Below are 23559 nucleotides of genomic sequence, written 5' to 3'. Positions count from 1 at the left end.
GGGTTGGGGTGAGGGCCGCGGATCGCGTGATCCCGACATCGCGCGCAGCAGATGATTCAACGCGCCGGGCGCACCGCGTCAGCGCCCTACGCTCTCCGACTCCACCACCATGTCCAGCACGTACGCCTGCGATGGCGCATCGGCCGGCGGATCGGCCACGTCGAAGCGCTGCACGCGCACGACGTTGCGCACGCCGTCCTCGAAGGTGAAGCCCTCGATGTCCTGATACAGCGGTGTCCATTCGGCATCGCCCGGCGAGCGCACGCCTTCGTCGTCGTACTGCACCTCGCGCGTCTGCAGGCAGCGCTGTTCGGGAATCAACGGATGGCTGCAGGCGACGCGCTCGGGCGCGATCTCCAGGAACACGGTCTCGCCTTCACCGCCGTAGCGCGTGGCCGGCGTGGGCACGCCCTCGAACACGAGCACGTCGCCATTCTCGAGCTGCAGCGTCAGCCGCGGCGGCTCGCCGCCGGTCAGCGCGAGGCGATGCGTGCCGGGCAGGCGCTGGCCGATCTCGCGCTCGCGCGCGGTCAGCTGCGCGTCGGCGCAGGCCATCATCGTGGAGATCACCTGGTCGACCGTCAGGCGGTCGTCGTCGAGCGCGACATTCGCGCCCATGTGGTTGCAGGCGTTCGACACGCGCAGACCGCCGTCGGCGAAGTCCAGCTGCAGCGCTTCGCCGTCGCCATCGAGCAGGGCGTCGATGCGCGCGCCGCCGCTGCTGGTCGCGTCGACCAGGCGCCAGTGGTAGGCCTCGAGCGTCTTCGCATGATCGGCGGGCGCGGCATCGGGAATCGCGTCGGCAGCGGCCTGGCTGGGCGCCGTGGCGGCGCCTTCCGGCGGCGTGGAGCCGCCACAGGCGGCCAGGGCGAGTGGCAACAGCAACATCAGGGGGCGGCGCATCGGCGTCTCCTCGGTGCTCAAGGGGCCGGGCAGCTTAACGGGCGGGTCCGGAACGCCCCGTGTGCGCGATGTGCATCGAATCCGTCCGGCGATGTCGATTTCCGGTGCGCCAAGACGTCGTTCCAACGACACCGCCAGCCGGCGGCCCTTCGAGGACACTGCGATGCGTATCGATCCCTACCTGTATTTCGACGGCACCTGCGCCGACGCGTTCAAGGCCTACGCCGCGCTGCTGGGCGGCGAACCGGTGCTGATGCCCTATGGCGACGCCCCGCCCTGCCCCGGCAGCGACGCCACCGCGCCCGAACGGATCATGTATGCCCATCTCCCCGTCGGTGCGCAGTTCCTGATGGCGTCCGACGTGCCGCCGGGCACGCCATTGCCGGCCGCGCCGCATGCATTCGTCAATCTGGGCGTGGACAGCGACGCGGAGGCCGAACGCATCTTCGCCGCGCTGTCGGACAGCGGCGAGGTGCGTGCGCCGATGGGCGAGACCTTCTTCGCGCACCGCTTCGGCATGGTCGTCGACCGTTTCGGCACCGGCTGGATGGTGATGCGCTCCAAGCAGGGCTGCTGAATCTCCACGTCGTCCACATCACAGGAGCACCGCCATGACCCGTCCCCAGATCTACGTGAATCTCCCGGTCGGAGACCTCGACCGCAGCGTGCGTTTCTTCACCGCGCTCGGTTTCCGGTTCAATCCGCAGTTCACCGACGACAACGCGACCGCGATGATCATCGGCGAAGACAGCTTCGTCATGCTGCTGGTCAAGCCGTTCTTCCAGAGCTTCACGAAGTTGCCGCTGCCACCGCCGGGCCACGTCGGCGCGATCATCGCGCTGTCGCAGCCCGACCGCGCCGCGGTCGATGCGATCGTCGCCAAGGCGCGCGCCGCAGGCGGCACGGTGACGGCCGAACCGGTCGATCACGGCTTCATGTACCAGCACGGCTTCGCCGATCCCGACGGCCATCTGTGGGAGGTGATGCACATGGACATGGCCGCGTTCCCGACGGAATGAGCGCGCGGACGTGCACGCCGCCGCCGACCACCGTCCATGTCCGGCGCACCGTGCGCCGCAGTGCGGCTTGCCCCGTTGCGCGCGCAGTGCTGTCATCGCCGCCCATGGACACGGCCACCCTGCACCGCACGATCGAAACGCTCTGGCGCGACGAAGTGCCGAAGATCATCGGCGGCCTGATGCGCGTGGTACGCGATCTCGATCTCGCCGAGGAGCTGGCGCAGGACGCGCTGGTCGCCGCGCTCGAACGCTGGCCGCGCGACGGCCTGCCCGACAATCCGGGCGCGTGGCTGATGACCACCGCGCGTAACCGCGGCATCGACCGCCTGCGTCGCGGCCAGCGCCTCGACGCGCATCACGCCGAACTCGCGCGCGAGATCGAGCAGGCGCAGCACGAATCGGACGCGCGCGCGCAGGACGCGCTCGACGACGTCATCGGCGACGACGTGTTGCGGCTGATGTTCGTCGCCTGCCATCCCGCGCTGACCGTCGAATCGCAGGTCGCGTTGACGCTGCGCCTGATCGGCGGCCTGACCACCGACGAGATCGCACGCGCGTTTCTGGTGCCCGAGGCGACGATCGCGCAGCGCATCGTGCGCTCCAAGAAGACCATCGCGAACGCCGGCACGCCGTTCGAAGTGCCGCAGCGCGCGGACCTGCCGGCGCGGCTGTCGGCGGTGCTGCACGTGCTGTATCTGGTGTTCAACGAAGGCCATGCGGCGAGCAGCGGCGACGACTGGGCGCGCCCCGATCTGTGCGCAGAAGCGCTGCGGCTGACGCGCGTGCTGGCGGCGCTGATGCCGCGCGAGGCCGAGGTGCACGCGCTCGCCGCGTTGATGGCGCTGCAGGCCTCGCGGCTCGATGCACGCACAGACGCCGACGGGCATCCGGTGCTGTTGCCCGACCAGGACCGCACGCGCTGGGATCGCGGCTCGATCGATGCGGGGCTCGCGGCACTGGCGCAGGCGCAGACCGCGCGCGGGACCGCGTCGCCCGGCGGCTACGAACTGCAGGCCGCGATCGCCGCCTGCCATGCGCTGGCGCCGACCGCGGACGGCACCGACTGGGCGCGCATCGCCGCGCTGTATGGACAGCTGCTCGCGCTGACGGGCTCGCCTGTGGTCGCGCTCAACCGCGCGGTCGCGATCGGCATGGCGGCCGGGCCTGCGGCCGCATTGCCGCTGGTCGATGCCTTGGCCGGCGACGCCACGCTGGCCGATTACCACCTGCTGCCGGGCGTGCGCGGCGATCTGCTGGCCAAGCTCGGACGGCATGCAGATGCGGCGGATGCGTTCGAACACGCGGCCTCGCTGGCGCGCAATCCGCGCGAGCGGGACTGGCTCGGTGCGCGTGCGACGGCATGTCGTGCGCGACACAACGACTGATGCGCTGCTCTCGAGTCCTCCCCCGCCTGCGGGGGGAGGACTCGAGAGCAGTCAGTTCACTGCGTCGACGACCTCAGTCCCGCAGATGCACCGGCGACCGCCGCGGCCATGCCGCGAGCAGCGCCCACAGCCCGCCGACACCGGCAACCCACGTCGCCACCGGCAGGCCGACGAAGCTCGGACCGCCCGCTTCCAGCGCGTACAGCACCGCGGCGACGATCAGCAGACCGACGCCGAGGATCGCGGCGACCATACGTTTCTGCATGCCCTGCATCGTCGCGGTCAGCGCGGCGAGGTCGTCGGAGCGCATGCGCAGTTCGTGGCGGCCTTCGACCTGCTGCTTGAGCCAGCCGTGCAGCAGGCGCGGCATGTCGGGCGCCTGGGTGATCAGTTCCGGCAGGCGGTCGCGGAATTCTCGGCCCAGACGCTGCGGGCTGTAGCGCTCGACGAGGATGCGTTCGAGCACCGGGCGCGCGACCGCCCAGATGTCGAGCTTCGGGTCGAGCAGGCGACCGATGCCCTCGATGCTCAACAGCGTCTTCTGCAACAGGATCAGCTGCGGCTGCAGGGTGAGCTGGTAGCGCTGCGCGGTGCGGAACAGTTTGCCGAGCACTTCGCCGAGCGAGATTTCCGACAGCGGCCGGGTGAAATACGGCTCGCAGACGGAGCGCACCGCGGCTTCGAGTTCGTCGATGCGGATGTGGCCCGGCATCCAGCCGGCCTGGATGTGCAGCTCGGCGATGCGCCGGTAGTCCTGGCGGAAGATCGCCATGAAATTCTCGGCGAGGTAGTACTGATCCTCGCGCGAGAGCTGGCCCATGATCCCGAAATCCAGCGCGATGAAACGCGGATTGGTCTTGCGGTCCGGATCGACCCAGATGTTGCCGGCATGCGCATCGGCGTGGAAGAAGTTGTCGCGGAACACCTGCGTATAGAACACACGCACGCCCTTCGCCGCGAGCGCCTTGCGGTCGATGCCCGCGGCGTCGAGGGCGGCGATATCGTCGCTGGGAATGCCGTGTACACGTTCGAGCGTGAGCACGCGCTGCGTGGTGCGTTCCCACACCGGCGCCGGCACGTAGAGATCCTGCGAACCGGTCCAAAACCGGCGCAGCACCGACGCATTCGCACCTTCGCGCTGCAGGTCGAGTTCGGCGGCCAGCGTGTTCTCGATCTCGGCCACGACTTCGCGCGGGCGGATCTTGTCGGCATTGGGATGCGTACGGTCGACCAGCGCAGCGAGGTTCTTCAGCAGCGCGATGTCGGCGGCGATCTGCTTCTCGATGGTGGGGCGCAGCACCTTGACCACGACCTCGCGACGCGGATTGCGGTCGTCGGGCGGCAGCGTCGCTGCGTGCACCTGGGCGATCGACGCCGATGCCAGCGGCACGGTGTCGAAGGCCTCGTAGGCCTGCGCGATCGGCATGCCGAGTTCGCGCTCGATGATCGCCTGCGCCTGCGCGCCGTCGAAGGGCAGCACGCGGTCCTGCAGCAGGGCGAGATCGTCGACGATGTCCGGCGGCACCAGATCGCGGCGGGTCGACAGGATCTGCCCGAACTTGACGAAGATCGGTCCGAGTTCCTGCAGCGCCAGACGCAGGCGCGCACCGCGCGACTGCGCGGCGATGTCGGCCGAGGCGCGCGGCACGAACGGACGCGCGAGCTTGAGCCAGCGCTCGGCCGGCGTGTCGTTGAGCAGATCGTCGAGACGGTAGCGCAGCAGCACACGGCCGATACGCGAGGCGCGCAGCAGACCCTTCATGCAGCCGGCCCGCGCGACAGACGCGAGACGCGCGCCGCGAGTCGCTCGACGTCGTCGCGCAACACGTCGACGTCGTCATTGAACGCTTCGAGCTCGTCGCGGCCGAGCACGTCGCGCGATTCCTCGGTCACGTACTCCACCGCGCTTTCGGTCAGCGTGCGGCCCAGGCCTTGCGCCTGCTGCAGCGCGCTGGCGAATGCGTTCGCGACCTGCACGCCGATCACCTCGCCGAAGACGGCGACGAACGGCTTCTGCCAGTCGGGATCGAAGCGTCCCGCGAGCTTCTGCAGCCGGCGCGCGAGTTCGGCATCGCCGGAGACGCGCACCTTGCCGATCGGCGGCGCGTCGTCGCGGCGCAGGAACGGCAGCTGCGACAGCACGCCGGCGATCGTCGTGCGCACGGCGAGATCGGGTTCGACCGCGTCGTCGACCGGACCGACGCGCAGGCGCTCACCGTCGACGCGCAGTTCCAGCGCGATCGGCGGCGAGGCGAGGGTCAGCGCGATGCGCTGCCCATCGAGTCCGGCGAGCGCGGTGCGCGTGTCGGCATCGAGCGCGAGCGCCTGGTTGAGCGCGGTTTCCAGCGCGCGTCCGGCGATCGGCTTGAGCGCCGCGAAAGGAGAAGGAAGGAATCCGGCCATGGCCGCATTGTAGCGGCCGATGCGGTGGCGCTACGCGCAATGCGCAAGGGACATCAGCGCGTGCGACAGGCGGCGCGCGCCCAAAAGAAAACGCCCGCCGGAAGGCGGGCGTTTCAGATCACGTATCGGGCTGGGACGTTACGGTCCGCGGCCACGCAGCATCGAGATCACGGCCAGGATCAGGAACACGACGAACAGGATCCAGGCGATGTTGGTGGCGGCGCCGGCGACACCACTGAAGCCGAGGACACCGGCAATGATGGCGACGACAAGAAAAATGACTGCATAACGAAGCATGGGTGGTCTCCTGATTCCCGTGAGCGGTTCGGGGGTCACCCTATGCCCGCCGGAGTCGCGATCAGGTGACGGTCAGGTACCTGTCCACGAATCTTTCAGGCGGGTGAGTCCTTCGTGAAGACTGACCCGCGGGACGTAGCCGAAGTCGCGCGTCGCCGGCGCCATGTCGTACCAGTGCGTCGTGCTCAACTGCTCGGCGAGGAAGCGTGTCATCGGCGGTTCGCCCTGCAGACGCAGCAGCGGCCAGACCGATTCGCAGATCGCGCCGATCGCATACGCTGCGCCGAACGGCAGCGTCTTCGTCACCTGCGGCGCACCGGCGGCGGCGAGCAGCGCGTTGACAATCTCGCGCACCGTCGTGGGTTCGCCGTTGCTGATGAAGTAGGCGCGACCCGCGCACGCCGCGCCCGGCGCCAGATGGTCGAAGGCATCGAAATGCGCCTGCGCGGCGTTGTCGATGTACGTCGTGTCGATACGGTTCTCGCCATCGCCGACGAAACGCAGGCGTCCGGCCCGCGCGCGTTCGACCAGTCGCGGCAGCAGTTGCTGGTCACCGGGTCCCCAGATCAGCCGCGGCCGCAGCGCGACGGTAGCGAGGTCCGGTCCGTTCGCGGCGAGCACTGCCTGCTCGGCGATCTTCTTCGTCGTCGCGTACGGCGCCTTGAAGTCCTCGCCGTAGGGCACGGTTTCCGCGGTGCCGCCTTCGACCGGATGCGTCGCCCGGTGGGTCACGCTCGGCGTCGACGTGTAGACCAGCCGGCCGATGCCGTGCGCGCGGCAGGCATCGAGCACGTTCTGCGTGCCGACGACATTGGCCTGGTGATAGCTCTCATAGCTGCCCCAGGCGCCGGCCTTGGCCGCGTTGTGGAAGATCGCGTCCATGCCCTGCGCGGCAGCGCGTACCGCGTTTGCATCGGCGAGATCACCGCGCACCTGGCCCACGCCGATCGCATCGAGCTCGGGGTAGTGCCCGCGATTGAAGCTGGTGACGTCATGGCCGCGTTCGACGAGGCCGCGGCACAGGGCCTGGCCGAGGAAGCCGCCGCCGCCGGTGACGAGAAGTTTCATGCGAGGTCCTGTGCGTGTGTCGCGGCCCAGATCGCCAGCGTTTCACGGCCGATCTTGGCGTTGTGGCGGATGTCGACCGGGAAGCCGGGATGGAACAGCACGCGCGTGATGCGCCCGGTGTGGACGAAGCCTTCGCCGATGTGACGCAGTTCGTCGGCGATGCGCGCCTGTTCCGTCTTCGCGACACCGGCCTCCAGCTCCACGCACAGCACCGGCGTCTGCGCGCCCTTCGGACCGATGCCGACCAGCGCGGTGCGCTTCACCTCGGCGTGCACGTTGAACACCGGTTCGACCTGTTCGGTGCACAGCGTGCCGGTCGCGGTCACCACACGGTGGCCCTTGCGTCCGCAGAACCACAGCCGGCCCTCGGCATCGAAGTAACCGAGGTCGCCCATGCGATGGACGATGCGCGTGCTGCCGTCGGGCAATGTCTCGGTGATCTTCGCCAGTCGCGTCTGCGCATCGCGGTTGAAGTAGGCGTCGGTGGCGCTGGGTCCGGCAACGGTGATCTCGCCGACCTGGGCGCCGGGCACGCACAGCGCGTCGGACCACGTGGGAATCGCGTCGTCGTCGACCCGGATGATGCGCACCTCGTTCGGCGGTACCGGTCGGCCGACGCAGGTGCCGGCGCCGTGTTCGGTGCGCGTGCGCAGCGCCAGCAGTTCGCGGCCTTCGACGACGGCAACCGGCAGGCATTCGGTCGCGCCGTACGGCGTCCAGAAGCGCGCGTCGTCGGGCAGCAGTTCGAGAATCTTCGTGACCGTGTCCGGCGGCACCGGCGCACCGGCCGAGGTCACGCGGCGCAATGTCGGCAGCGGCTTGCCGTACTTCGCGAGCACACCCATCAATGCGGGGGAGCCGAACAGCTGGTCGACGCCGAAACGGTCGATCGCCGCATGCAGCTTGCGCGGATCGGCCTTGGCCGGCCGGGTCGGATCCATGTCCGGAATGATCGAGGTCAGGCCGAGCGCGGGATCGAAGAGCGCGAACGGCGGGAACGTCGGCAGGTCGATGCCGCCGGCGCCGATGCCGAACGCATCGCGCAGCATGTCGATTTGCGCGGCGAAATGGCGATGCCGGTAGACCACGCCCTTGGGCACGCCGGTCGAGCCGCTGGTGAAGAGGATCGCGGCGACGTCGTCGCCTGCCGTCGCGGCGAGTTGCGGACCGGCACCCGCGCCGGCGCGTTCCACATCCGCCAGCGTCGCATCGCTGAGCACCGCCCAGCGCCCGGTGGTGATGCGTACGCGCGCCGATTTCGCCCAGCCCAGCAAGACTCGTGCGCACTGCGCCAGCGGAATGCCGATGAAGGCCTCGGCGCCGGCTTCGTCCAGGCACTGCTTCAGCGCGCGCCTGTCGATGCCCGGATCGACCAGCACCGGCACCGCGCCGGCCTTGAACAGGGCGAACATCAACAGGAAGAACTCGGGCGTCGGCCGCACCATCAGCACCGTGCGCGTGCCGCGGACGATGCCGCGCGCGGCGAGTCCGGCGGCGATCGCGTCGCTGCGCGCATCGAGCGCGCCGTAGGTCAGGGCGTGCGCATCGGCGTAGCGGCCGTCCGGGCCGGGGCAGCGCATCGCGATGCGATCGGGCGCGGCGTTGGCGAGCCGCGGCAACGCGGCGGCGATATTGACCGGGGCGGCCCGGACAGAAGTGTCGACATCCATCGCCAAGAGGATACCGGCAGCCGCCCGTGCGCCGGCCGCGACGGCTACGATGGCGGCCTCACGCTTCGAGACCCTGCCATGCGCGCGACTTACGCCCGTTCGTCCCTGCACCGCGTGTCGGTCGTCGCGGCGCTGCTCGCGCTGCTGGCGCTATTGCCCGGTTGCGCCAGCGCCGGCAAGCAGGGCACCGCGCTCGAGCGCGCGCAGTACGCCTGGACCGGCGCGGTGCGCTGGAACGACATGAAGACCGCCTGGCAGCTGGTCGACCCGGAGTACCGCACCGCGCATCCGGCCAGCGAACTCGATTTCGCCCGCTACGAGCAGGTGCAGGTCACCGGCTACCGCGAGACCAGCGCCACGGCGACTAAGGAAGAAGCGGTCCGCGAGATCCAGATCGGCGTGGTCAACCGCCACACGATGGCCGAGCGCACCGTGCGCTACACCGAGCGCTGGCGCTGGGATGCCGCCGCCGGCACCTGGTGGATCGTCGACGGCCTGCCGGATCTGTGGGCCGGCGAATGACCCCGCCCGGCCGCCGTCGGCCGCCCGCCGCCGGGCGGTCATGGTGGTGTGCGACAATCGCCGCCCGCTGCCATACCGCGATCCGTCCGTGAATTTCGAAGAACTTCTGGCCTTCCTGGGCCGCAACCAGATGCTGTCGCTGATCCTCGCCGCATTGACGGTGGCGATCGTCTTCAACGAGATCTCGCGGCTGTTCCGCGGCTTCAAGGTCCTGCGCCCGGCCGAACTGACCGTGCTGGTCAACCGCGACAACGCGCTGGTCGTCGACCTGCGCCCCGCCGCCGACTTCGGCAAAGGCCACATCCCGGGCTCGAAGAACGTGCAGATGAGCCAGTTCGATCCCGAGAGCAAGCAGCTCGCGCCTGCCAAGGCCCTGCCGGTGGTGCTGGTCTGCAAGACCGGCAGCACGGCGAGCGATGCCGCCAAGCGCCTGAAGAAGGCCGGCTTCGAGAACGTCTACGTGCTCGACGGCGGCATCGGCGGCTGGCTGCAGGCCGATCTGCCGCTGGCCAAGGGCCGCGGCTGAGCGCAGCGGTACCGCCTCGACGGAATGCCATAATCGGCAATTCGTCTCACCCAACATTTTTTGCCGGAGTCGATTCACATGTCCGAAGAACAGGCCACCAACGGCGCCAATGGCGCAGCCCCGGCGCAGCCGACGGGCGCGCAGTTCAGCGTCGAGAAGATCTACGTCAAGGACGTCTCGTTCGAGTCGCCCAAGTCGCCGGCGATCTTCAACGAGCAGGCCCAGCCGCAGCTCAACATGAATCTCAACCAGAGCGTGCAGCGCGTCGGCGACAACGCGTTCGAAGTCGTGCTGGCGATCACCCTGACCTGCACCACCGGCGAAGACAACGGCAACACCGTGTACGTCGCCGAAGTGAAGCAGGCCGGCGTGTTCGGTCTGGCCGGTTTCGACGGCAACACCCTCGACGCGCTGCTCGGCACCCAGTGCCCGAACGTGCTCTACCCGTATGCCCGCCAGCTGATCGGCGATCTGATCCAGGCCGGTGGGTTCCCGCCGTTCCTGCTGCAGCCGATCAACTTCGATGCGCTCTACGCCGAAGGTCTGCGCCAGCGCGGCGCGCAGGGCAACGAGCAGCCCACGACCGACCAGATCGGCAACGCCTGAGCGTGACCGATCGCAAGACCGCGGTCGCGGTGCTGGGCGCGGGCTCCTGGGGCACCGCGCTCGCCTCGCTGATCGCACGCAACGGGCACCCCACCACGCTGTGGGGCCGTAACGCGGCGCAGATCGAGGCGATCGACCGGCGCCACGAGAACCCGCGCTACCTGCCGGGTATCCCGCTGCCGGACAACCTGCGCGCGACCACCGATCTGGCCCATGCCCTCGACGGCGTCGGCCTGATCCTGGTCGTCGTGCCGTCGCATGCCTTCGCCGAGACGCTGGAACTGCTGGCGCCGCTGCGCCCGGCGGGTGTCGGCGTGTCGTGGGCGACGAAGGGCTTCGAACCCGGCTCGGGCCGGTTCCTGCATGAAGTCGCGGGCGCGCTCGTGGGTGAGGACGTGCCGCTGGCCGTCGTCACCGGCCCGTCGTTCGCCAAGGAAGTCGCGTCCGGCCTGCCGACCGCGATTACCGTGCAGTCGGACGACGCCGATTTCGCCCAGACCGTCGCCGACGTGCTGCACGGCCCGACGTTCCGCGCCTACACCGGCACCGACATGCGCGGCGCCGAACTCGGCGGCGCGATGAAGAACGTGCTGGCCGTGGCCACCGGCGCGGCCGACGGCATGGAGCTGGGCCTCAACGCCCGCACCGGCCTGATCACCCGCGGCCTCAACGAAATGCTGCGCCTCAACCAGGCGATCGGCGGCCGCGCGGAAACCCTGATGGGCCTCGCCGGTCTCGGCGATCTGGTGCTGACCTGTTCCGGCGACCTGTCGCGCAACCGCCGGCTGGGTCTGGCGCTGGGCCGCGGCGAGAAGCTCGAAGACGCGGTCCGCGCGATCGGCCAGGTGGTCGAGTCGGTGCAGACCGCCGACGAGGTCATGCGTCTGGCCGAGCGGCACGGCATCGAACTGCCGATCTCCAGCCACGTCCGCGCCGTGCTGCACGGCGAGATGACGCCGGCCGAAGGTCTGACGCGATTGATGGCGCGCGAGCAGAAGCCCGAGTTCGAATAAGAAGCCGGGCCGAAGGCCCGACCTGCGTTCCTCTCCCCTTGCGAGAGGGGGCCATCCGCAACGCGGATGGTGGGGTGCGGGCAGCGCGGACCAGCGCCTCAAGTCACCGGATCCCGTCTCCGCCGGGATGACAGGGATTACATCGGCCACTCGGCGCCATCGCGAAAAAAAGAACCCGACCATCACTGGCCGGGTTCTGGCGATTTCCGGGAGAGAGAGGCGCCGGGGAAGCGCTGGGGACCGGAAACCGCGGGGGAGCGGTGTGGCGCTTACCAGGTCAGACGCGGACCCACGAACCACTGGGTGTCGCCACCCTTGATCAGCTTGATGTCGCCGGCGACGCCGAAGTTCGGATTGAACTTCCACTGCGCGCCGAGGCGGCCGTAGAACTCGCTGTCGAAGCCGCTGTCGAGATCCTCGTAGCCGGCCAGTGCGTAGCCTTCGAGCGCCGGCAGCAGCGCGGTGCGCGCGCCGACTTCGACCGAATAGCCGTCGGCGTTGATGCCGCGGCCGAAGTCGAGCTTCTGGTAGGCCACGCGGGTCAGCAGGTCGGTGCGCGGCGTCACTTCGTGGTTGTAGCCGACGCCCAGACGCCACTGGTCACGGTCGAGCGGGCTGTTGTCGACGCTCTCGCGGGTGTAGTCGCCGAAGGCGTGGAAATTCGGGAGGAACGCGGCGGAACCGCGGATCGACCAGCCGTCGGAATCGACGTCGCGGTTGACCGGGGCGATGTCGGATTTGCTGGCCGAGTAGCCGCCTTCGACGTAGTTGTAGGACAGACCTTCGGCGGCAGTGGCGGCGAAGGGGAGCGCAGCGGCGAGGGCTGCGATCGGAAGGAGGCGCTTCATTCGGGGTTCTCTCTCCGGCCGGACCCTGCGTGGAGCCCGGCTCTTATGGGTGCTGCCTTGAAGAAATGCCGGCCCGGGTGACAGGGAGGGGATGCGCTTCGAGGGGAGGGGAAGCACGGCCACCCGGGCCGGTATGGCGCATTCTCGACCTGCGCGTGCAACCCGCGCTGAATATTGAACTCCCAAGTACAGGAACTTTTGGCATGGTGTTCAGGTCGCGGTGCAACCGTTTCCAACCTTCCCCCTTTCGGCCTGCAGTCGATGCCGGGCGGCTTTGCCGGGCGTACCCCGCTGGCGTGTTATTGGCCGCCGGCGTACCCGTGCTGGCGCCAGGCCTCGAAGACCACCACCGCCACCGCGTTCGACAGGTTGAGGCTGCGGTTGCCCGGCCGCATCGGCAGACGCAGGCGCTGGCCGTCGGGTACGCGGCCGAGCACCTCGTCGGGCAGGCCGCGGGTCTCGCTGCCGAACAGGAAGGCGTCGCCCGGCGCGAACGCAGGCGCATCGAAACGGACGCTGTTGCGCGTGCTCAAGGCGAACAGGCGCGCCGGCTGGATCGCCGCGAGTGCGGCATCGAGATCGTCGTGCACCTGCAGCGTCGCGTACTCGTGGTAGTCGAGGCCGGCGCGGCGCAGGTTGCGGTCGTCGAGGTCGAAGCCCAGCGGCCGCACCAGATGCAGCCGCGCGCCGGTGTTGGCGCACAGGCGGATCACGTTGCCGGTGTTGGGCGGAATCTCGGGCGTGTGCAGGATGACGTCGAACATGGGCCGGACCGGACTGCGGGCCGGCCATTGTCGGTCACCAGGGCAGCGTCGCGCCGGTCCAGTCGAGGAAGCGGCCACTGTCGTCCGGCCCCAGACCGTCGATGACCTTGCGCAGGCCGGCGACCGAATCTCCGGGCACTTCGCTGGCCTGGGCGCCGCCCATGTCGGTCTGTACCCAGCCCGGATGCAGGGCGACGACGACGATGCCGCGCTCGCGCAGGGCATGCGCCAGTTGCACGGTCGCCATATTCTGCGCGGCCTTGCTGATCGCATAGCTCGGCGTGCCGAAGCGTGTGGTGTTGGCGATCGAACCGAGTTGCGAGGACAGGTTGGCGACGCGCGCGCCGTCGACGAGCAGCGGCGCCAGCGCCTGGGTCAGCAGCAGCGGGCCGGTGACGTTGGTGCGCAGGCTGTCGTCGAGCGTGTCGGCGGTCAGCGTGCCGAAGCGCTCGCCGCTGTGCAGCACGCCCGCGTTGTTGATCAGCACGCCGATGCGCGCGTCCTCGCCCGCGGCCAGCGGCCATTCGCGGACCAGCTCGTCGCGCGAGCGGGCATCGCCGACGTCCAGCGGCAGCACCTTCAGATGGCCGGGGTGTTCGGCAGCGAGATTATTAAGCGCGGTGGCCTTGCCGGGATGCCGGCAGGTCGCGACGACGCGGGCGCCGTCGGCCAGCAGCTGGCGGACGAATTCGAGGCCGAGGCCGCGGTTGGCGCCGGTGACGAGGGTCCAGTGGGTCATGGCTGTGCCTTGGGGAAACCGGGCTTCGATGCTAGCGGGCGCGTCGTGAAAATCAGACGGGCAAGGCCGCGCAGCGCACTGGCGTGCGGCCAGACCGAGACGGGTCCGCAATCTGCGCCTTCCCCCGCGCGCGCGGGGTGAGAGCGACTCGCTTGCCCGGCACCGCCGCGCGAGTCGATCGAACGACCGGCGCGCTGCGCCGGGCCGGACAGGCCGGGATGGGGGCGAACGCCCGGATCACGGCAGGAACGGATCGCACGCGTTGCAGATGCCTGGAATCCGGACACCCGTCAGCCTGGCCGTTCGCCCCCACCCAACCCTCCCCCGCAGCGCGGGGGAGGGCTTCGATCCGCTGCGACGATCGCCTCGACCGCAAGCAGAGACCCACCATGACCTGCGGCCCGTGCCGAAGGCACCGGGGCTGGCTACGATGCGGGTCCAATCCCGCCTGAACTGCAAGGACCGGCATGTCCGTCGACCGTCTCCGTACCGCTCCGACCCGCCCGCGCGCGGCCCTGCTCGCGCTCGCCACCGGCCTCGCCCTGTCCGGCATCGCCGCGGCGCCGATGGCGCTGGCCGCACCGCCCGCCCAGGCCGCCGGCGTCGACATTCCGTACGAGACCTTCACCCTGCCCAACGGCCTGCGCGTGGTGGTGCATACCGATCGCAAGGCGCCGATCGTCGCGGTCAACATCTGGTACCACGTGGGCAGCAAGGACGAACCGGCCGGCCGCAGCGGCTTCGCGCACCTGTTCGAGCATCTGATGTTCCAGGCCAGCGAGAATCACGACGGCGAGTTCTTCGACCCCTTCAAGCAGGTCGGCGTGACCGACCAGAACGGCACCACCAACACCGACCGCACGAACTACTTCCAGAACGTGCCCACCACCGCGCTCGACATGGCGCTGTGGATGGAATCCGACCGCATGGGCCACCTGCTCGGCGCGGTCGACCAGGCGGCGCTCGACGAGCAGCGCGGCGTGGTGCAGAACGAGAAGCGGCAGGGCGAGAACCAGCCCTACGGTCAGGTCTGGGACAAGCTGACCCGCGCGCTGTACCCCAAGGGCCATCCGTATCACCACGGCGTCATCGGCTCGATGAACGACCTCAACGCGGCCTCGCTCGACGACGTCAAGCAGTGGTTCCGCACCTGGTACGGCCCGAACAATGCGGTGCTGGTGCTGGCCGGCGACATCGACGTGGCCACCGCGCGCCGCAAGGTGGCGCAATACTTCGGCGACATTCCGGCCGGCCCGACGATGGCGCAGCCCGCCGTCGACGTGGCCAAGCGCAGCGCCGACACCCGCGAGACGATGGAAGACCAGGTCCCGCAGGTGCGCATCTACCGCGCGTGGAACGTGGCCGAACTGGGCACCACCGAGATCGATCACCTGCAGGTGCTCGGCAGCATTCTCGGCGGCGCGAAGGCGTCGCGCCTCGACCGCCGCCTGCTGCACGACGACCGCCTGGTCGACAACATCAGCGCCGGTGCCTACGGCTCGCAGCTGGGCTCGAACTTCGTCGTGATGGCGACCGTGAAGCAGGGCGTGGACCCGGCGACCGTCGAAGCGGCGATCGACGAGGAACTCGAGCGCCTGATCAGCGAAGGGCCGAGCGCCGAGGAACTCGAGCGCGCCAAGACCGGCTTTCGCGCCGGCTTCGTGCGCGGCATCGAGCGCATCGGCGGCTTCGGCGGCAAGGCCGACGCGCTGGCCGAATGCACCGTCTACGAGGGCGATCCGGGCTGCTTCCGCGCGTCCTTGGCGAACGTCGCCGCGACCACTGCCGAGGACGTCAAGGCGGCCGGCGCCAAGTGGCTCGATGTCGGCAGCCACACCATCACCGTCGTGCCGGGCGCGCGCACGGCGCTGGCCGAAGAACCCGCGGTCACGCCCGCCCCGTTCACGCCGCCGGCGCCGGATGCCAAATACACGACCACGCGCAGCACCGTCGACCGCAGCACCGGCGTGCCGAAGACCGCGTCGTTCCCGGAACTCAAGTTCCCCGCGCAGGCGCGCGCCACGCTGTCCAACGGCACGCAGGTGATCCTGGCGCGCCGTCCGGAGATTCCGGTCGTGCAGTTGAGCTACGAGTTCAAGGGCGGTTACACCGCCGATCTGGGCCGCACGCCGGGCACTGCGAGCTTCACGATGAACGTGCTCGACGAAGGCGCCGGCGGTCTGGGCGCGCTCGACTTCGCCGACCGCGTCGAAGCCCTGGGTGCGAGCCTCGGCGCGGGCGCTTCGCTCGACGGCAGCAATGCCTACGTCTCGGCGCTGAAGGAAAACCTCGATCCGTCGCTGGCGCTGTTCGCCGACATGCTGCGTCGCCCGAACTTCGACCAGAAGGAAATCGACCGCATCAAGGCGACGTGGATCGCCGGCATCGCGCAGGAGAAGGCGCGCCCGTCGAGCGTGGCGATGCGCGTGCTGCCGCCGCTGGTCTACGGCGCCGGTCATCCGTATGCGATTCCGTTCACCGGCAGCGGCACCGAAGACGCGATCTCCAGGCTCACGCGCGACGAGCTGGTCGCCTTCCACCGCGACTGGGTGCGTCCGGAAGGCGCGACGCTGATCGTCGTCGGCGACACCACGCTGGACGAGATCGTGCCGATGCTGGAGCGGCATTTCGGCGACTGGCGCGGCACCGGTCCGGCACCGGCGGCCATCGAAGTCGCCGAGGTCGCACGCCCGACCGCCCCGCGGGTGTTCCTGATCGACCAGCCCGGCGCGGTGCAGGCCAACATCTTCGCCGCGCAGGTGATTCCGCCGACCAACGATGCCTCGTCGACCCGTTTCGACATGGCCAACACCGTGATCGGCGGCGATTTCACTGCGCGTCTGAACATGAACCTGCGCGAGGACAAGCACTGGTCCTACGGCGCGCGCAGCTCGGCCAGCGGCACGCTGGGCCAGCGCCCGTGGATGGCGTCCGCGCCGGTGCAGATCGACAAGACCGCCGAGGCGATGGCCGAGATCCAGCGTGAGCTGACCGACTTCGCCGATGGCGACCGCCCGGCGACCGCCGCCGAACTCGCACGTGCCCAGGCGATCAACACGCTGAGCCTGCCCGGCGCCTACGAGACCGCGTGGTCGGTGATGTCGACGATCGGCGGCAACGTGCGCTTCGGCCGTCCGGACGACTACGTGTTCCAGCGCAAGGCCGAGATCGAGTCGATGACCGTGGCCGACCTCAGCGGCGTGGCGACGACGATCGATCCCAAGGCACTGACCTGGATCGTGGTCGGCGATCTCAAGCAGATCGAGGCGCCGATCCGCGCGCTCGACCTGGGCGAGGTGCAGGTACTCGACGCCGACGGCAAGCCGGTCGCACGCTGACACCCGTCCAATGTCCCGCTGCGCTTGCCGGCTGGTGCGCGCAGCAGGCTCGAACGGCTTCCGCGCACGGTGATCGCCCGCTCAGCCGATGCCCGCCACAATGGCGGGCATCGCGTCCTTCCCCATCCATCCCCGGAGCATTCCGAATGCGCAAGTCCCTGACCGTGATGCTGCTGTCCCTGTCCGCCGTCGGCTGCACCTGGGTGCACATGGCGCCGGGCGCGAGCGCGGTGCGTGTGACGAGTGCGGCGCCTGCCGACTGCCAGAAGCGCGGCGAGGTGGAAGTCTCGGTCAAGCACAGCATCGCGTTCGTCGAACGCAACCAGCTGCGCGTGCGCGAGGAACTCGAGACCCTCGCCCGCAACGAGGCGCCCGGTCTCAACGCCGACACGATCAGCCCGCTGGGCGAGCCGGCCGGCGGCAGCCAGCGCTTCGGCGCCTGGCAGTGCGGGCGCTGACCGCGCACGTCGCGATCGATCGAGTCCTGATCAGGAAAGCGCGCGCAAGCGCGCTGTCTGCATTGCGCCTGCGGGCCCGCTGATCCACTAGCATCGACCGGTCACCCGCCGAGGATCCGCCGATGCATCGTCTCGCCACCGCGCTGCTGTGCGCCTGCGCCGCCCTGCCTGTTCTGTCGCACGCGCAGGACGCGCAACGTCCCGAAGTCGCCAGTGCGGCGACTGCGCTGCAGGCCAAACTCGTCGACTGGCGGCGAGACATCCATCAGCATCCCGAGCTCGGCAACCGCGAGACGCGCACCGCGGCGCTGGTCGCGGAGCATCTGCGCAGCCTCGGCCTCGAACCCAAGACCGGCATCGCGCACACCGGCGTGACCGCCGTGCTCAAGGGCGGCCGCCCCGGCCCGAAGATCGCGCTGCGCGCCGACATGGACGCGTTGCCGGTGACCGAACAGACCGGCCTGCCCTTCGCCTCCACCGCGACCACGACCTACCGCGGCGAACCCACCGGCGTCATGCACGCCTGCGGCCACGATGCGCACGTCGCGATCCTGATGGGCGTGGCCGAAGCGCTGGTCGGCATGCGCGAGCAGCTGGCCGGCGAGGTGCTGTTCGTGTTCCAGCCGGCCGAGGAAGGCCCGCCCGACGACGAGGACGGCGGCGCGTCAATGATGCTGGCCGAAGGCATCTTCAGCGACTTCAAACCGGACGCGATCTTCGGCCTGCATGTGTTCTCGACGCTGCAGGCCGGCCAGCTCGGCGTGCGCGGTGGCCCGCTGATGGCCGCGTCCGACCGGTTCAACATCAAGGTCATCGGCCGGCAGACGCACGGCTCGCGGCCCTGGGGCGGCGTCGATCCGATCGTCGCCGCGGCCGACCTGATCGGCACCGCGCAGACCATCGTCAGCCGCCGCACCAACATCTCCACGTTGCCCGCGGTCGTCAGCTTCGGCGCGATCAAGGGCGGCATCCGCTACAACATCATTCCCGACAGCGTCGAGCTGGTCGGCACGATCCGCACCTTCGACGAAGACGTGCGCAGCGACATCTTCGCCGACCTGAAGAACGTCGCCGAACACGTCGCCGCCGCGCACGGCGCCACCGTCGAGGCGCAGGTGCCCGACGCCACCGGCAACCCCGTCACCGTCAACGATCCCGCACTCACCGCGCGCCTGCTGCCGAGCCTGCAGGCCGTGGCCGGCGCCGAGAACGTCGTCGAAACCCCGCTCAACATGGGCGCCGAGGATTTCGCGTATTACGCGAAGGAAGTCCCCGCGATGTTCTTCTTCGTCGGCGCGACGGCGGCTGGCAAGGACCCGGCGACCGCGCCGAGCAACCATTCGCCGCAGTTCGATCTCGACGAATCCGCGCTGGATCTCGGGCTGCGGGCGATGCTGCAGGTGAGCCTGGATTATCTGGATGCGGGAGAGGGTTGAGGCGTTTTCGAACGTGAGCGCAAGTCGCTGGGCCCCGGCGTGACCAGACATGCGTCTGTTGAAAGCCGCCGGGGCGACGGATCGAGGGCTGACGCATCCGACGCAGACAGGCTGACGGCCTGACCTTCTGACGCCCTGACGTGCGCCCCCCACGCAACGCCCGTCATCCCCCCGGCGCTAAAATCCCCGCATGTCCCCCCGAACCCCCATCGCGGCCGCGCCGCCCATTCCGCTCGGCCGCGAGGTCGCCTATCCGCGTCATTACGATCCCGGCCTGCTGTTCCCGATCGCGCGCACGCTCGGTCGCGCGGAAATCGGCATCGGCGCGGCGCTGCCCTTCGTCGGTCACGACCGCTGGCATGCCTACGAACTGAGCTGGCTGGACACGCGCGGCAAGCCGGTCGTGGCGACGGCGACGATCACCGTGCCGGGCGATTCGCCGCATCTGGTCGAGTCGAAGTCGCTGAAGCTCTATCTCAACTCACTCAATCACACGCGCTTCGATACTGCCGATGCCGTTCTCGCGCGTGTCATCGACGACCTGTCGCAGTCCGCCGGTGCGCGCGTCGACGTCGTGTTCGGGCTGCCCGCGATGGCCGACGTCGCGCACGACGGCGCATCGATCGACGCGCTCGAGGTCGAGATCGCCAGCTACGGTCCGCCGGACGCGTCGCTGCTCGCGGCCGATGCCGGCGAGATCGTCGAAGAACAGCTGACCTCGCAGCTGCTGAAGTCGAACTGCCCGGTCACCGGCCAGCCCGACTGGGCCAGCCTGCACATCGCCTATCGCGGGCCGCGCATCGATCGCGCCGCGCTGCTGCGGTATCTGGTGTCGTTCCGCGACCACGCCGAATTCCACGAGCAATGCGTCGAGCGCGTGTTCGTCGACCTGCTGGCGCGTTGCCGGCCGGAGACGCTGTCGGTCGAGGCGCGCTACACGCGGCGCGGCGGGCTGGACATCAATCCGTGGCGGGCAACGCCCGGGCACGCCATGCCCGCGCGCCTGCGCGACGAACGGCAGTAGGCGATTGCCCGCCCCGCGCGATGGATTCTTAACGCGGGGCGTGGGAGCCTGCGCCGTCGCCTCCACGCACGCCCGGCCATGACGCCTTCCCGCATTCCAGACCCACACCCGATGCGCACGTACGTCGTGCGCAAGGGTGACAGCCTGTCCGGAATCGCCGAATCCGAACTCGGTGCGCGGGACCGCTGGCGCGAGCTGTTCGACGCCAACCGCGACGTGCTCGACGATCCCGATGCCCTCCATGCCGGCCAGGTGCTGCAGCTGCCTGCCGCGTGACCGATTCCCGATTCCAGGAGTTTCCATGACCCGACCCGTCGTCCTGACCCTGGCTGCCGCACTCGGTGGCGTGCTGCTGCTCGCCGGCTGCAATCGCGATGCGCCCACCACGGCGCCGCCGCCGGCACCCACCGCGCCCGAACCGCCGCCGGCGCCCGCGCCGCCTGCACCGGCCACGGTCACCAGCGTCGAACTGGGCAACGCCGTCGACGACCAGAACCGCGTGTCGACGCCGGCGTCGGAGTTCGCGACCACCGACACCATCTACGCGTCGGTCGGCACCGAGGGCGAAAGCGCGGCCAAGCTCGCCGCGCGCTGGACGTTCGGCGAAGGCCAGCTGGTCCGCAACACCGAGGCGGATGTCGCCGCCGGCCCGCAGGTCATCGCCTTCGACATCCACCATCCCGAAGGCTGGCCGGTCGGCACCTACAAGCTGGAGATCTCGCTCGACGGCACGGTGGTGGAGACGCGCGAGTTCTCGGTGAAGTAAACCGCAGCGCGCGCACGGCTTCGAACACGAACGCGGCTCCGGCCGCGTTTTTTTTCGTGGTGCGTGACATGCGCACCATGCTGTCCCGTATGTCTCCGCGCGGGCACGCGCCTTCCGCGACCTGCGCAAACGCGCGACAATCGAGGGGCTGTGTCGTCCGCACGCAGCGGCCCTCGACGGCCGATCCGCGGACGCGCCGGCACGCGCGGCCACTGGATGCCGCGACGCGCGCCGGCCACGCAATTCCCCCCCGTTTCCAGACGAGACACGCCCGCATGTCCGATACGCCGAAGATCCTCTACACGCTCACCGACGAAGCCCCGTACCTGGCGACGCAGTCGCTGCTGCCGATCGTCGAGGCGTTCACCAAACCGGCGGGCATCGCGGTCGAAACGCGCGACATCTCGCTGGCCGGCCGCATCCTGGCGCAGTTCCCGGAGCTGCTGACCGACGCGCAGAAGATCGGCGATCACCTCGCCGAACTCGGCCAGCTGGCGACCACGCCCGAAGCCAACATCATCAAGCTGCCGAACATCAGCGCCTCGGTGCCGCAGCTCAAGGCCGCGATCAAGGAACTGCAGGGCCAGGGCTTCGCGCTGCCGGATTACCCGGACGTGCCGAAGACCGACGAAGAGACCGACATCAAGGCGCGCTTCGACCGCACCAAGGGCAGCGCGGTGAATCCGGTGCTGCGCGAAGGCAACTCGGACCGCCGCGCACCGAAGTCGGTGAAGGCGTTCGCGCGCAAGCATCCGCACCGCATGGGCAAGTGGGCCGGCGATTCGAAGTCGCACGTCGCGCACATGAGCGAAGGTGATTTCTACGGCAGCGAACGCTCCGCGACGCTGGAGAAGGCCGGCGCGCTGAAGATCGAACTCGTCGGCAGCGACGGCGCGACGACGGTGCTCAAGGATGCGGTGAAGGTGCAGGCCGGCGAGATCGTCGACGCCGCGGTGATGTCGCGCAAGGCGCTCGCCAGCTTCATCGAAGCGCAGATCGAAGACGCGAAGGCGCAGGACGTGCTGTTCTCGCTGCACCTGAAAGCTACGATGATGAAGGTCTCCGACCCGATCATGTTCGGCATCGTCGTGCAGGCGTTCTATCGCGACGTGCTGACCAAGTACGCCGACGCACTGGCCCAGGTCGGCTTCGATGCCAACAACGGCATCGGTGACCTGTACGCGCGCATCACGTCGCTGCCGCAGGACCAGCAGGACGCGATCCGCGCCGACATCGACGGGCTCTATGCGACGCGCCCGAAGCTTGCGATGGTCAATTCCGACAAGGGCATCACCAACCTGCACGTGCCTAGCGACGTCATCGTCGACGCCTCGATGCCGGCGATGATCCGCGACTCGGGCGGCATGTGGAACGCCGACGGCAAGCTGCAGGATGCCAAGGCCGTGATTCCGGACCGCTGCTATGCCGACGTGTTCCAAGCGGTCATCGACGAGTGCAAGACGCACGGCGCGCTCGACCCGACGACGATGGGCTCGGTGCCCAACGTCGGCCTGATGGCGCAGAAGGCCGAGGAATACGGCAGCCACGACAAGACGTTCCAGATCCCCGGCGACGGGACCGTGCGCGTCACCGACGGCGACGGCAACGTGGTGTTCGAACACGCGGTCGAGAGCGGCGACATCTGGCGCATGTGCCAGACCAAGGACGCGCCGATCCAGGACTGGGTGAAGCTCGCCGTGAACCGCGCGCGCCTGTCGGAAACGCCGGCCGTGTTCTGGCTCGACAAGCGCCGCGCGCACGATGCGCAGGTGATCGCCAAGGTCGAGACGTACCTCAAGGATCACGACACCGCCGGTCTGGACCTGCGCGTGCTGCCGCCGGTCGAGGCGACGACGTTCTCGCTGGCGCGCATCCGCAAGGGCGAGGACACGATCTCGGTCACCGGCAACGTGCTGCGCGATTACCTGACCGACCTGTTCCCGATCATGGAGCTGGGCACCAGCGCCAAGATGCTGTCGATCGTGCCGCTGATGGCCGGTGGCGGCCTGTTCGAAACCGGCGCGGGTGGCTCGGCGCCGAAGCACGTGCAGCAGTTCGTCGAGGAGAACTACCTGCGCTGGGATTCGCTCGGCGAATTCCTCGCGCTCGCTGCATCGCTCGAACATCTCGGCAACGCCTACGACAACCGGAAGGCCAAGGTGCTGGCCGCCGCGCTCGACGTCGCCAACGGCCGCATCCTCGACGAGAACCGCTCGCCGGCGCGCAAGGTCGGCGAACTCGACAACCGCGGCAGCCACTTCTACCTCGCCCAGTACTGGGCGCAGGCGCTGGCCGACCAGACCGACGACGCCGATCTGAAGGCGACGTTCGCACCGGTGGCGAAGGCGCTGACGGACGGCGAAGCGGCGATCCTGTCCGAACTCAACGGCGCGCAGGGCAAGCCGGTCGACATCGGCGGCTACTACCATCCGGATCTGGCGAAGGTGGTCGAGGCGATGCGCCCGAGCCAGACGCTCAATTCGGCGATCGATTCGCTCAAGCAGTAAGCGTTCGCTTCAATGTGTGACCGACAGGCCCGCTTTGGCGGGCCTGTTGCGTTGTGGGCTTTGCTTTTTGCGTTGGCCATCGCGGTTGTTCTGCGGTTGCTGCGCTCTTGCTTTCTCGGGACGTGCTTACATCGCTCGCAGACCCGTAGGGCGCCGCACATGGATGTGCGGCGTTTTCCGACCGAGCCAGGATGGCGAGTCGGAAAATCCCGGAACAGGTGACACGCCGGGTGAGCTTCGTCGGGGCTGGCCCTTTTCTTTGGTTCC

23 protein-coding genes are annotated in these 23559 nt (G+C 69.2%); 14 read left to right on the top strand and 9 right to left on the bottom strand.

What is annotated here, in order from left to right; translation table 11 throughout:
- Positions 1-78: 78 nt before the first annotated feature.
- Positions 79-903, bottom strand: coding sequence for a DUF4377 domain-containing protein (locus AC3A5T_RS03120; protein ID WP_487627311.1), 825 nt, complete (start codon positions 901-903; stop codon positions 79-81).
- Positions 904-1066: 163 nt separating this feature from the next.
- Here AC3A5T_RS03120 and AC3A5T_RS03115 point away from each other — a divergent pair, with 163 nt between their 5' ends.
- From AC3A5T_RS03115 to AC3A5T_RS03105, 3 genes are all read left to right on the top strand, one after another.
- Positions 1067-1480, top strand: coding sequence for a VOC family protein (locus AC3A5T_RS03115; protein WP_487627310.1), 414 nt, complete (start codon positions 1067-1069; stop codon positions 1478-1480).
- A 34-nt stretch (positions 1481-1514) separates the two neighbouring features.
- Entirely contained in the window at positions 1515-1922 is a 408-nt protein-coding gene (locus tag AC3A5T_RS03110; protein WP_487627309.1) for a VOC family protein, read from the top strand.
- 104 nt (positions 1923-2026) lie between these two features.
- On the top strand, positions 2027-3307 hold the full coding sequence (locus tag AC3A5T_RS03105) for an RNA polymerase sigma factor (RefSeq protein ID WP_487627308.1): 1281 nt from the start codon (positions 2027-2029) through the stop codon (positions 3305-3307).
- Between the two features lie 73 nt (positions 3308-3380).
- Here AC3A5T_RS03105 and ubiB read toward each other — a convergent pair whose 3' ends face one another.
- The 5 genes from ubiB to oleC form a co-directional block, all read right to left on the bottom strand.
- Positions 3381-5069, bottom strand: coding sequence for a ubiquinone biosynthesis regulatory protein kinase UbiB (ubiB, locus tag AC3A5T_RS03100; protein ID WP_487627307.1), 1689 nt, complete (start codon positions 5067-5069; stop codon positions 3381-3383).
- The gene (locus tag AC3A5T_RS03095) at positions 5066-5710 is read right to left on the bottom strand and encodes a ubiquinone biosynthesis accessory factor UbiJ (protein ID WP_232136666.1); all 645 of its coding nucleotides are present in this window, start codon (positions 5708-5710) and stop codon (positions 5066-5068) included. The genes ubiB and AC3A5T_RS03095 overlap by 4 nt, the downstream gene beginning before the upstream one ends.
- A 138-nt stretch (positions 5711-5848) precedes the next feature.
- Complete coding sequence (locus AC3A5T_RS03090) at positions 5849-6007, bottom strand: DUF1328 domain-containing protein (RefSeq protein WP_082387634.1); 159 nt, start codon at positions 6005-6007, stop codon at positions 5849-5851.
- A gap of 72 nt (positions 6008-6079) precedes the next feature.
- The gene (gene oleD, locus AC3A5T_RS03085) at positions 6080-7075 is read right to left on the bottom strand and encodes a 2-alkyl-3-oxoalkanoate reductase (protein WP_487627306.1); all 996 of its coding nucleotides are present in this window, start codon (positions 7073-7075) and stop codon (positions 6080-6082) included.
- Positions 7072-8745, bottom strand: a complete 1674-nt coding sequence (gene oleC / locus AC3A5T_RS03080) for an olefin beta-lactone synthetase (protein ID WP_487627305.1) — start codon at positions 8743-8745, stop codon at positions 7072-7074. The genes oleD and oleC overlap by 4 nt, the downstream gene beginning before the upstream one ends.
- Positions 8746-8823: 78 nt before the next feature.
- Here oleC and AC3A5T_RS03075 point away from each other — a divergent pair, with 78 nt between their 5' ends.
- From AC3A5T_RS03075 to AC3A5T_RS03060, 4 genes are all read left to right on the top strand, one after another.
- Positions 8824-9267 carry a hypothetical protein gene (locus AC3A5T_RS03075; protein ID WP_487627304.1) on the top strand — a complete coding sequence of 148 codons (444 nt, stop codon included), beginning with the start codon at positions 8824-8826 and terminating at the stop codon, positions 9265-9267.
- A gap of 88 nt (positions 9268-9355) precedes the next feature.
- Positions 9356-9793 (top strand): rhodanese-like domain-containing protein, encoded by a 438-nt coding sequence (locus AC3A5T_RS03070; RefSeq protein WP_232136658.1) that lies wholly within the window; start codon positions 9356-9358, stop codon positions 9791-9793.
- Positions 9794-9871: 78 nt separating this feature from the next.
- The gene (secB, locus tag AC3A5T_RS03065) at positions 9872-10399 is read left to right on the top strand and encodes a protein-export chaperone SecB (protein ID WP_487627303.1); all 528 of its coding nucleotides are present in this window, start codon (positions 9872-9874) and stop codon (positions 10397-10399) included.
- A 2-nt stretch (positions 10400-10401) separates the two neighbouring features.
- A complete protein-coding gene (locus AC3A5T_RS03060; RefSeq protein ID WP_487627302.1) occupies positions 10402-11412 on the top strand; it encodes an NAD(P)H-dependent glycerol-3-phosphate dehydrogenase in 1011 nt (336 codons plus the stop codon).
- A 269-nt stretch (positions 11413-11681) separates the two neighbouring features.
- Here the strand turns inward: AC3A5T_RS03060 and AC3A5T_RS03055 are convergent, their stop codons facing one another.
- From AC3A5T_RS03055 to AC3A5T_RS03045, 3 genes are all read right to left on the bottom strand, one after another.
- Entirely contained in the window at positions 11682-12260 is a 579-nt protein-coding gene (locus AC3A5T_RS03055; RefSeq protein ID WP_332077767.1) for an outer membrane beta-barrel protein, read from the bottom strand.
- A 299-nt stretch (positions 12261-12559) separates the two neighbouring features.
- A complete protein-coding gene (locus AC3A5T_RS03050) occupies positions 12560-13024 on the bottom strand; it encodes a tRNA (cytidine(34)-2'-O)-methyltransferase (RefSeq protein WP_487627301.1) in 465 nt (154 codons plus the stop codon).
- Positions 13025-13058: 34 nt separating this feature from the next.
- A complete protein-coding gene (locus AC3A5T_RS03045) occupies positions 13059-13763 on the bottom strand; it encodes an SDR family oxidoreductase (RefSeq protein WP_487627300.1) in 705 nt (234 codons plus the stop codon).
- A 467-nt stretch (positions 13764-14230) separates the two neighbouring features.
- Between AC3A5T_RS03045 and AC3A5T_RS03040 the strand changes: the two genes are divergently transcribed.
- The 7 genes from AC3A5T_RS03040 (at position 14231) to AC3A5T_RS03010 (ending at position 23292) form a co-directional block, all read left to right on the top strand.
- Positions 14231-17101 carry a M16 family metallopeptidase gene (locus AC3A5T_RS03040; RefSeq protein WP_487627299.1) on the top strand — a complete coding sequence of 957 codons (2871 nt, stop codon included), beginning with the start codon at positions 14231-14233 and terminating at the stop codon, positions 17099-17101.
- Between the two features lie 146 nt (positions 17102-17247).
- Positions 17248-17559: a DUF4156 domain-containing protein gene (locus AC3A5T_RS03035; RefSeq protein WP_332077763.1), complete on the top strand. Its 312-nt coding sequence runs from the start codon at positions 17248-17250 to the stop codon at positions 17557-17559.
- A gap of 122 nt (positions 17560-17681) precedes the next feature.
- Positions 17682-18995 (top strand): M20 family metallopeptidase, encoded by a 1314-nt coding sequence (locus AC3A5T_RS03030; protein ID WP_487627298.1) that lies wholly within the window; start codon positions 17682-17684, stop codon positions 18993-18995.
- 190 nt (positions 18996-19185) lie between these two features.
- Positions 19186-20019: an NADPH-dependent 7-cyano-7-deazaguanine reductase QueF gene (gene queF / locus AC3A5T_RS03025; RefSeq protein WP_487627297.1), complete on the top strand. Its 834-nt coding sequence runs from the start codon at positions 19186-19188 to the stop codon at positions 20017-20019.
- A gap of 111 nt (positions 20020-20130) precedes the next feature.
- Entirely contained in the window at positions 20131-20295 is a 165-nt protein-coding gene (locus tag AC3A5T_RS03020; RefSeq protein ID WP_487627296.1) for a LysM peptidoglycan-binding domain-containing protein, read from the top strand.
- 25 nt (positions 20296-20320) lie between these two features.
- On the top strand, positions 20321-20785 hold the full coding sequence (locus AC3A5T_RS03015; RefSeq protein WP_487627295.1) for a hypothetical protein: 465 nt from the start codon (positions 20321-20323) through the stop codon (positions 20783-20785).
- Positions 20786-21060: 275 nt separating this feature from the next.
- Positions 21061-23292: an NADP-dependent isocitrate dehydrogenase gene (locus AC3A5T_RS03010; RefSeq protein WP_487627294.1), complete on the top strand. Its 2232-nt coding sequence runs from the start codon at positions 21061-21063 to the stop codon at positions 23290-23292.
- Positions 23293-23559: the final 267 nt, after the last annotated feature.

The sequence above is a fragment of the Luteimonas sp. Soil_C_16 genome (assembly GCF_057657295.1).
Note: the sequence above shows the minus strand (reverse complement) of the source record. Positions and strands in the feature narration are given on the sequence as shown.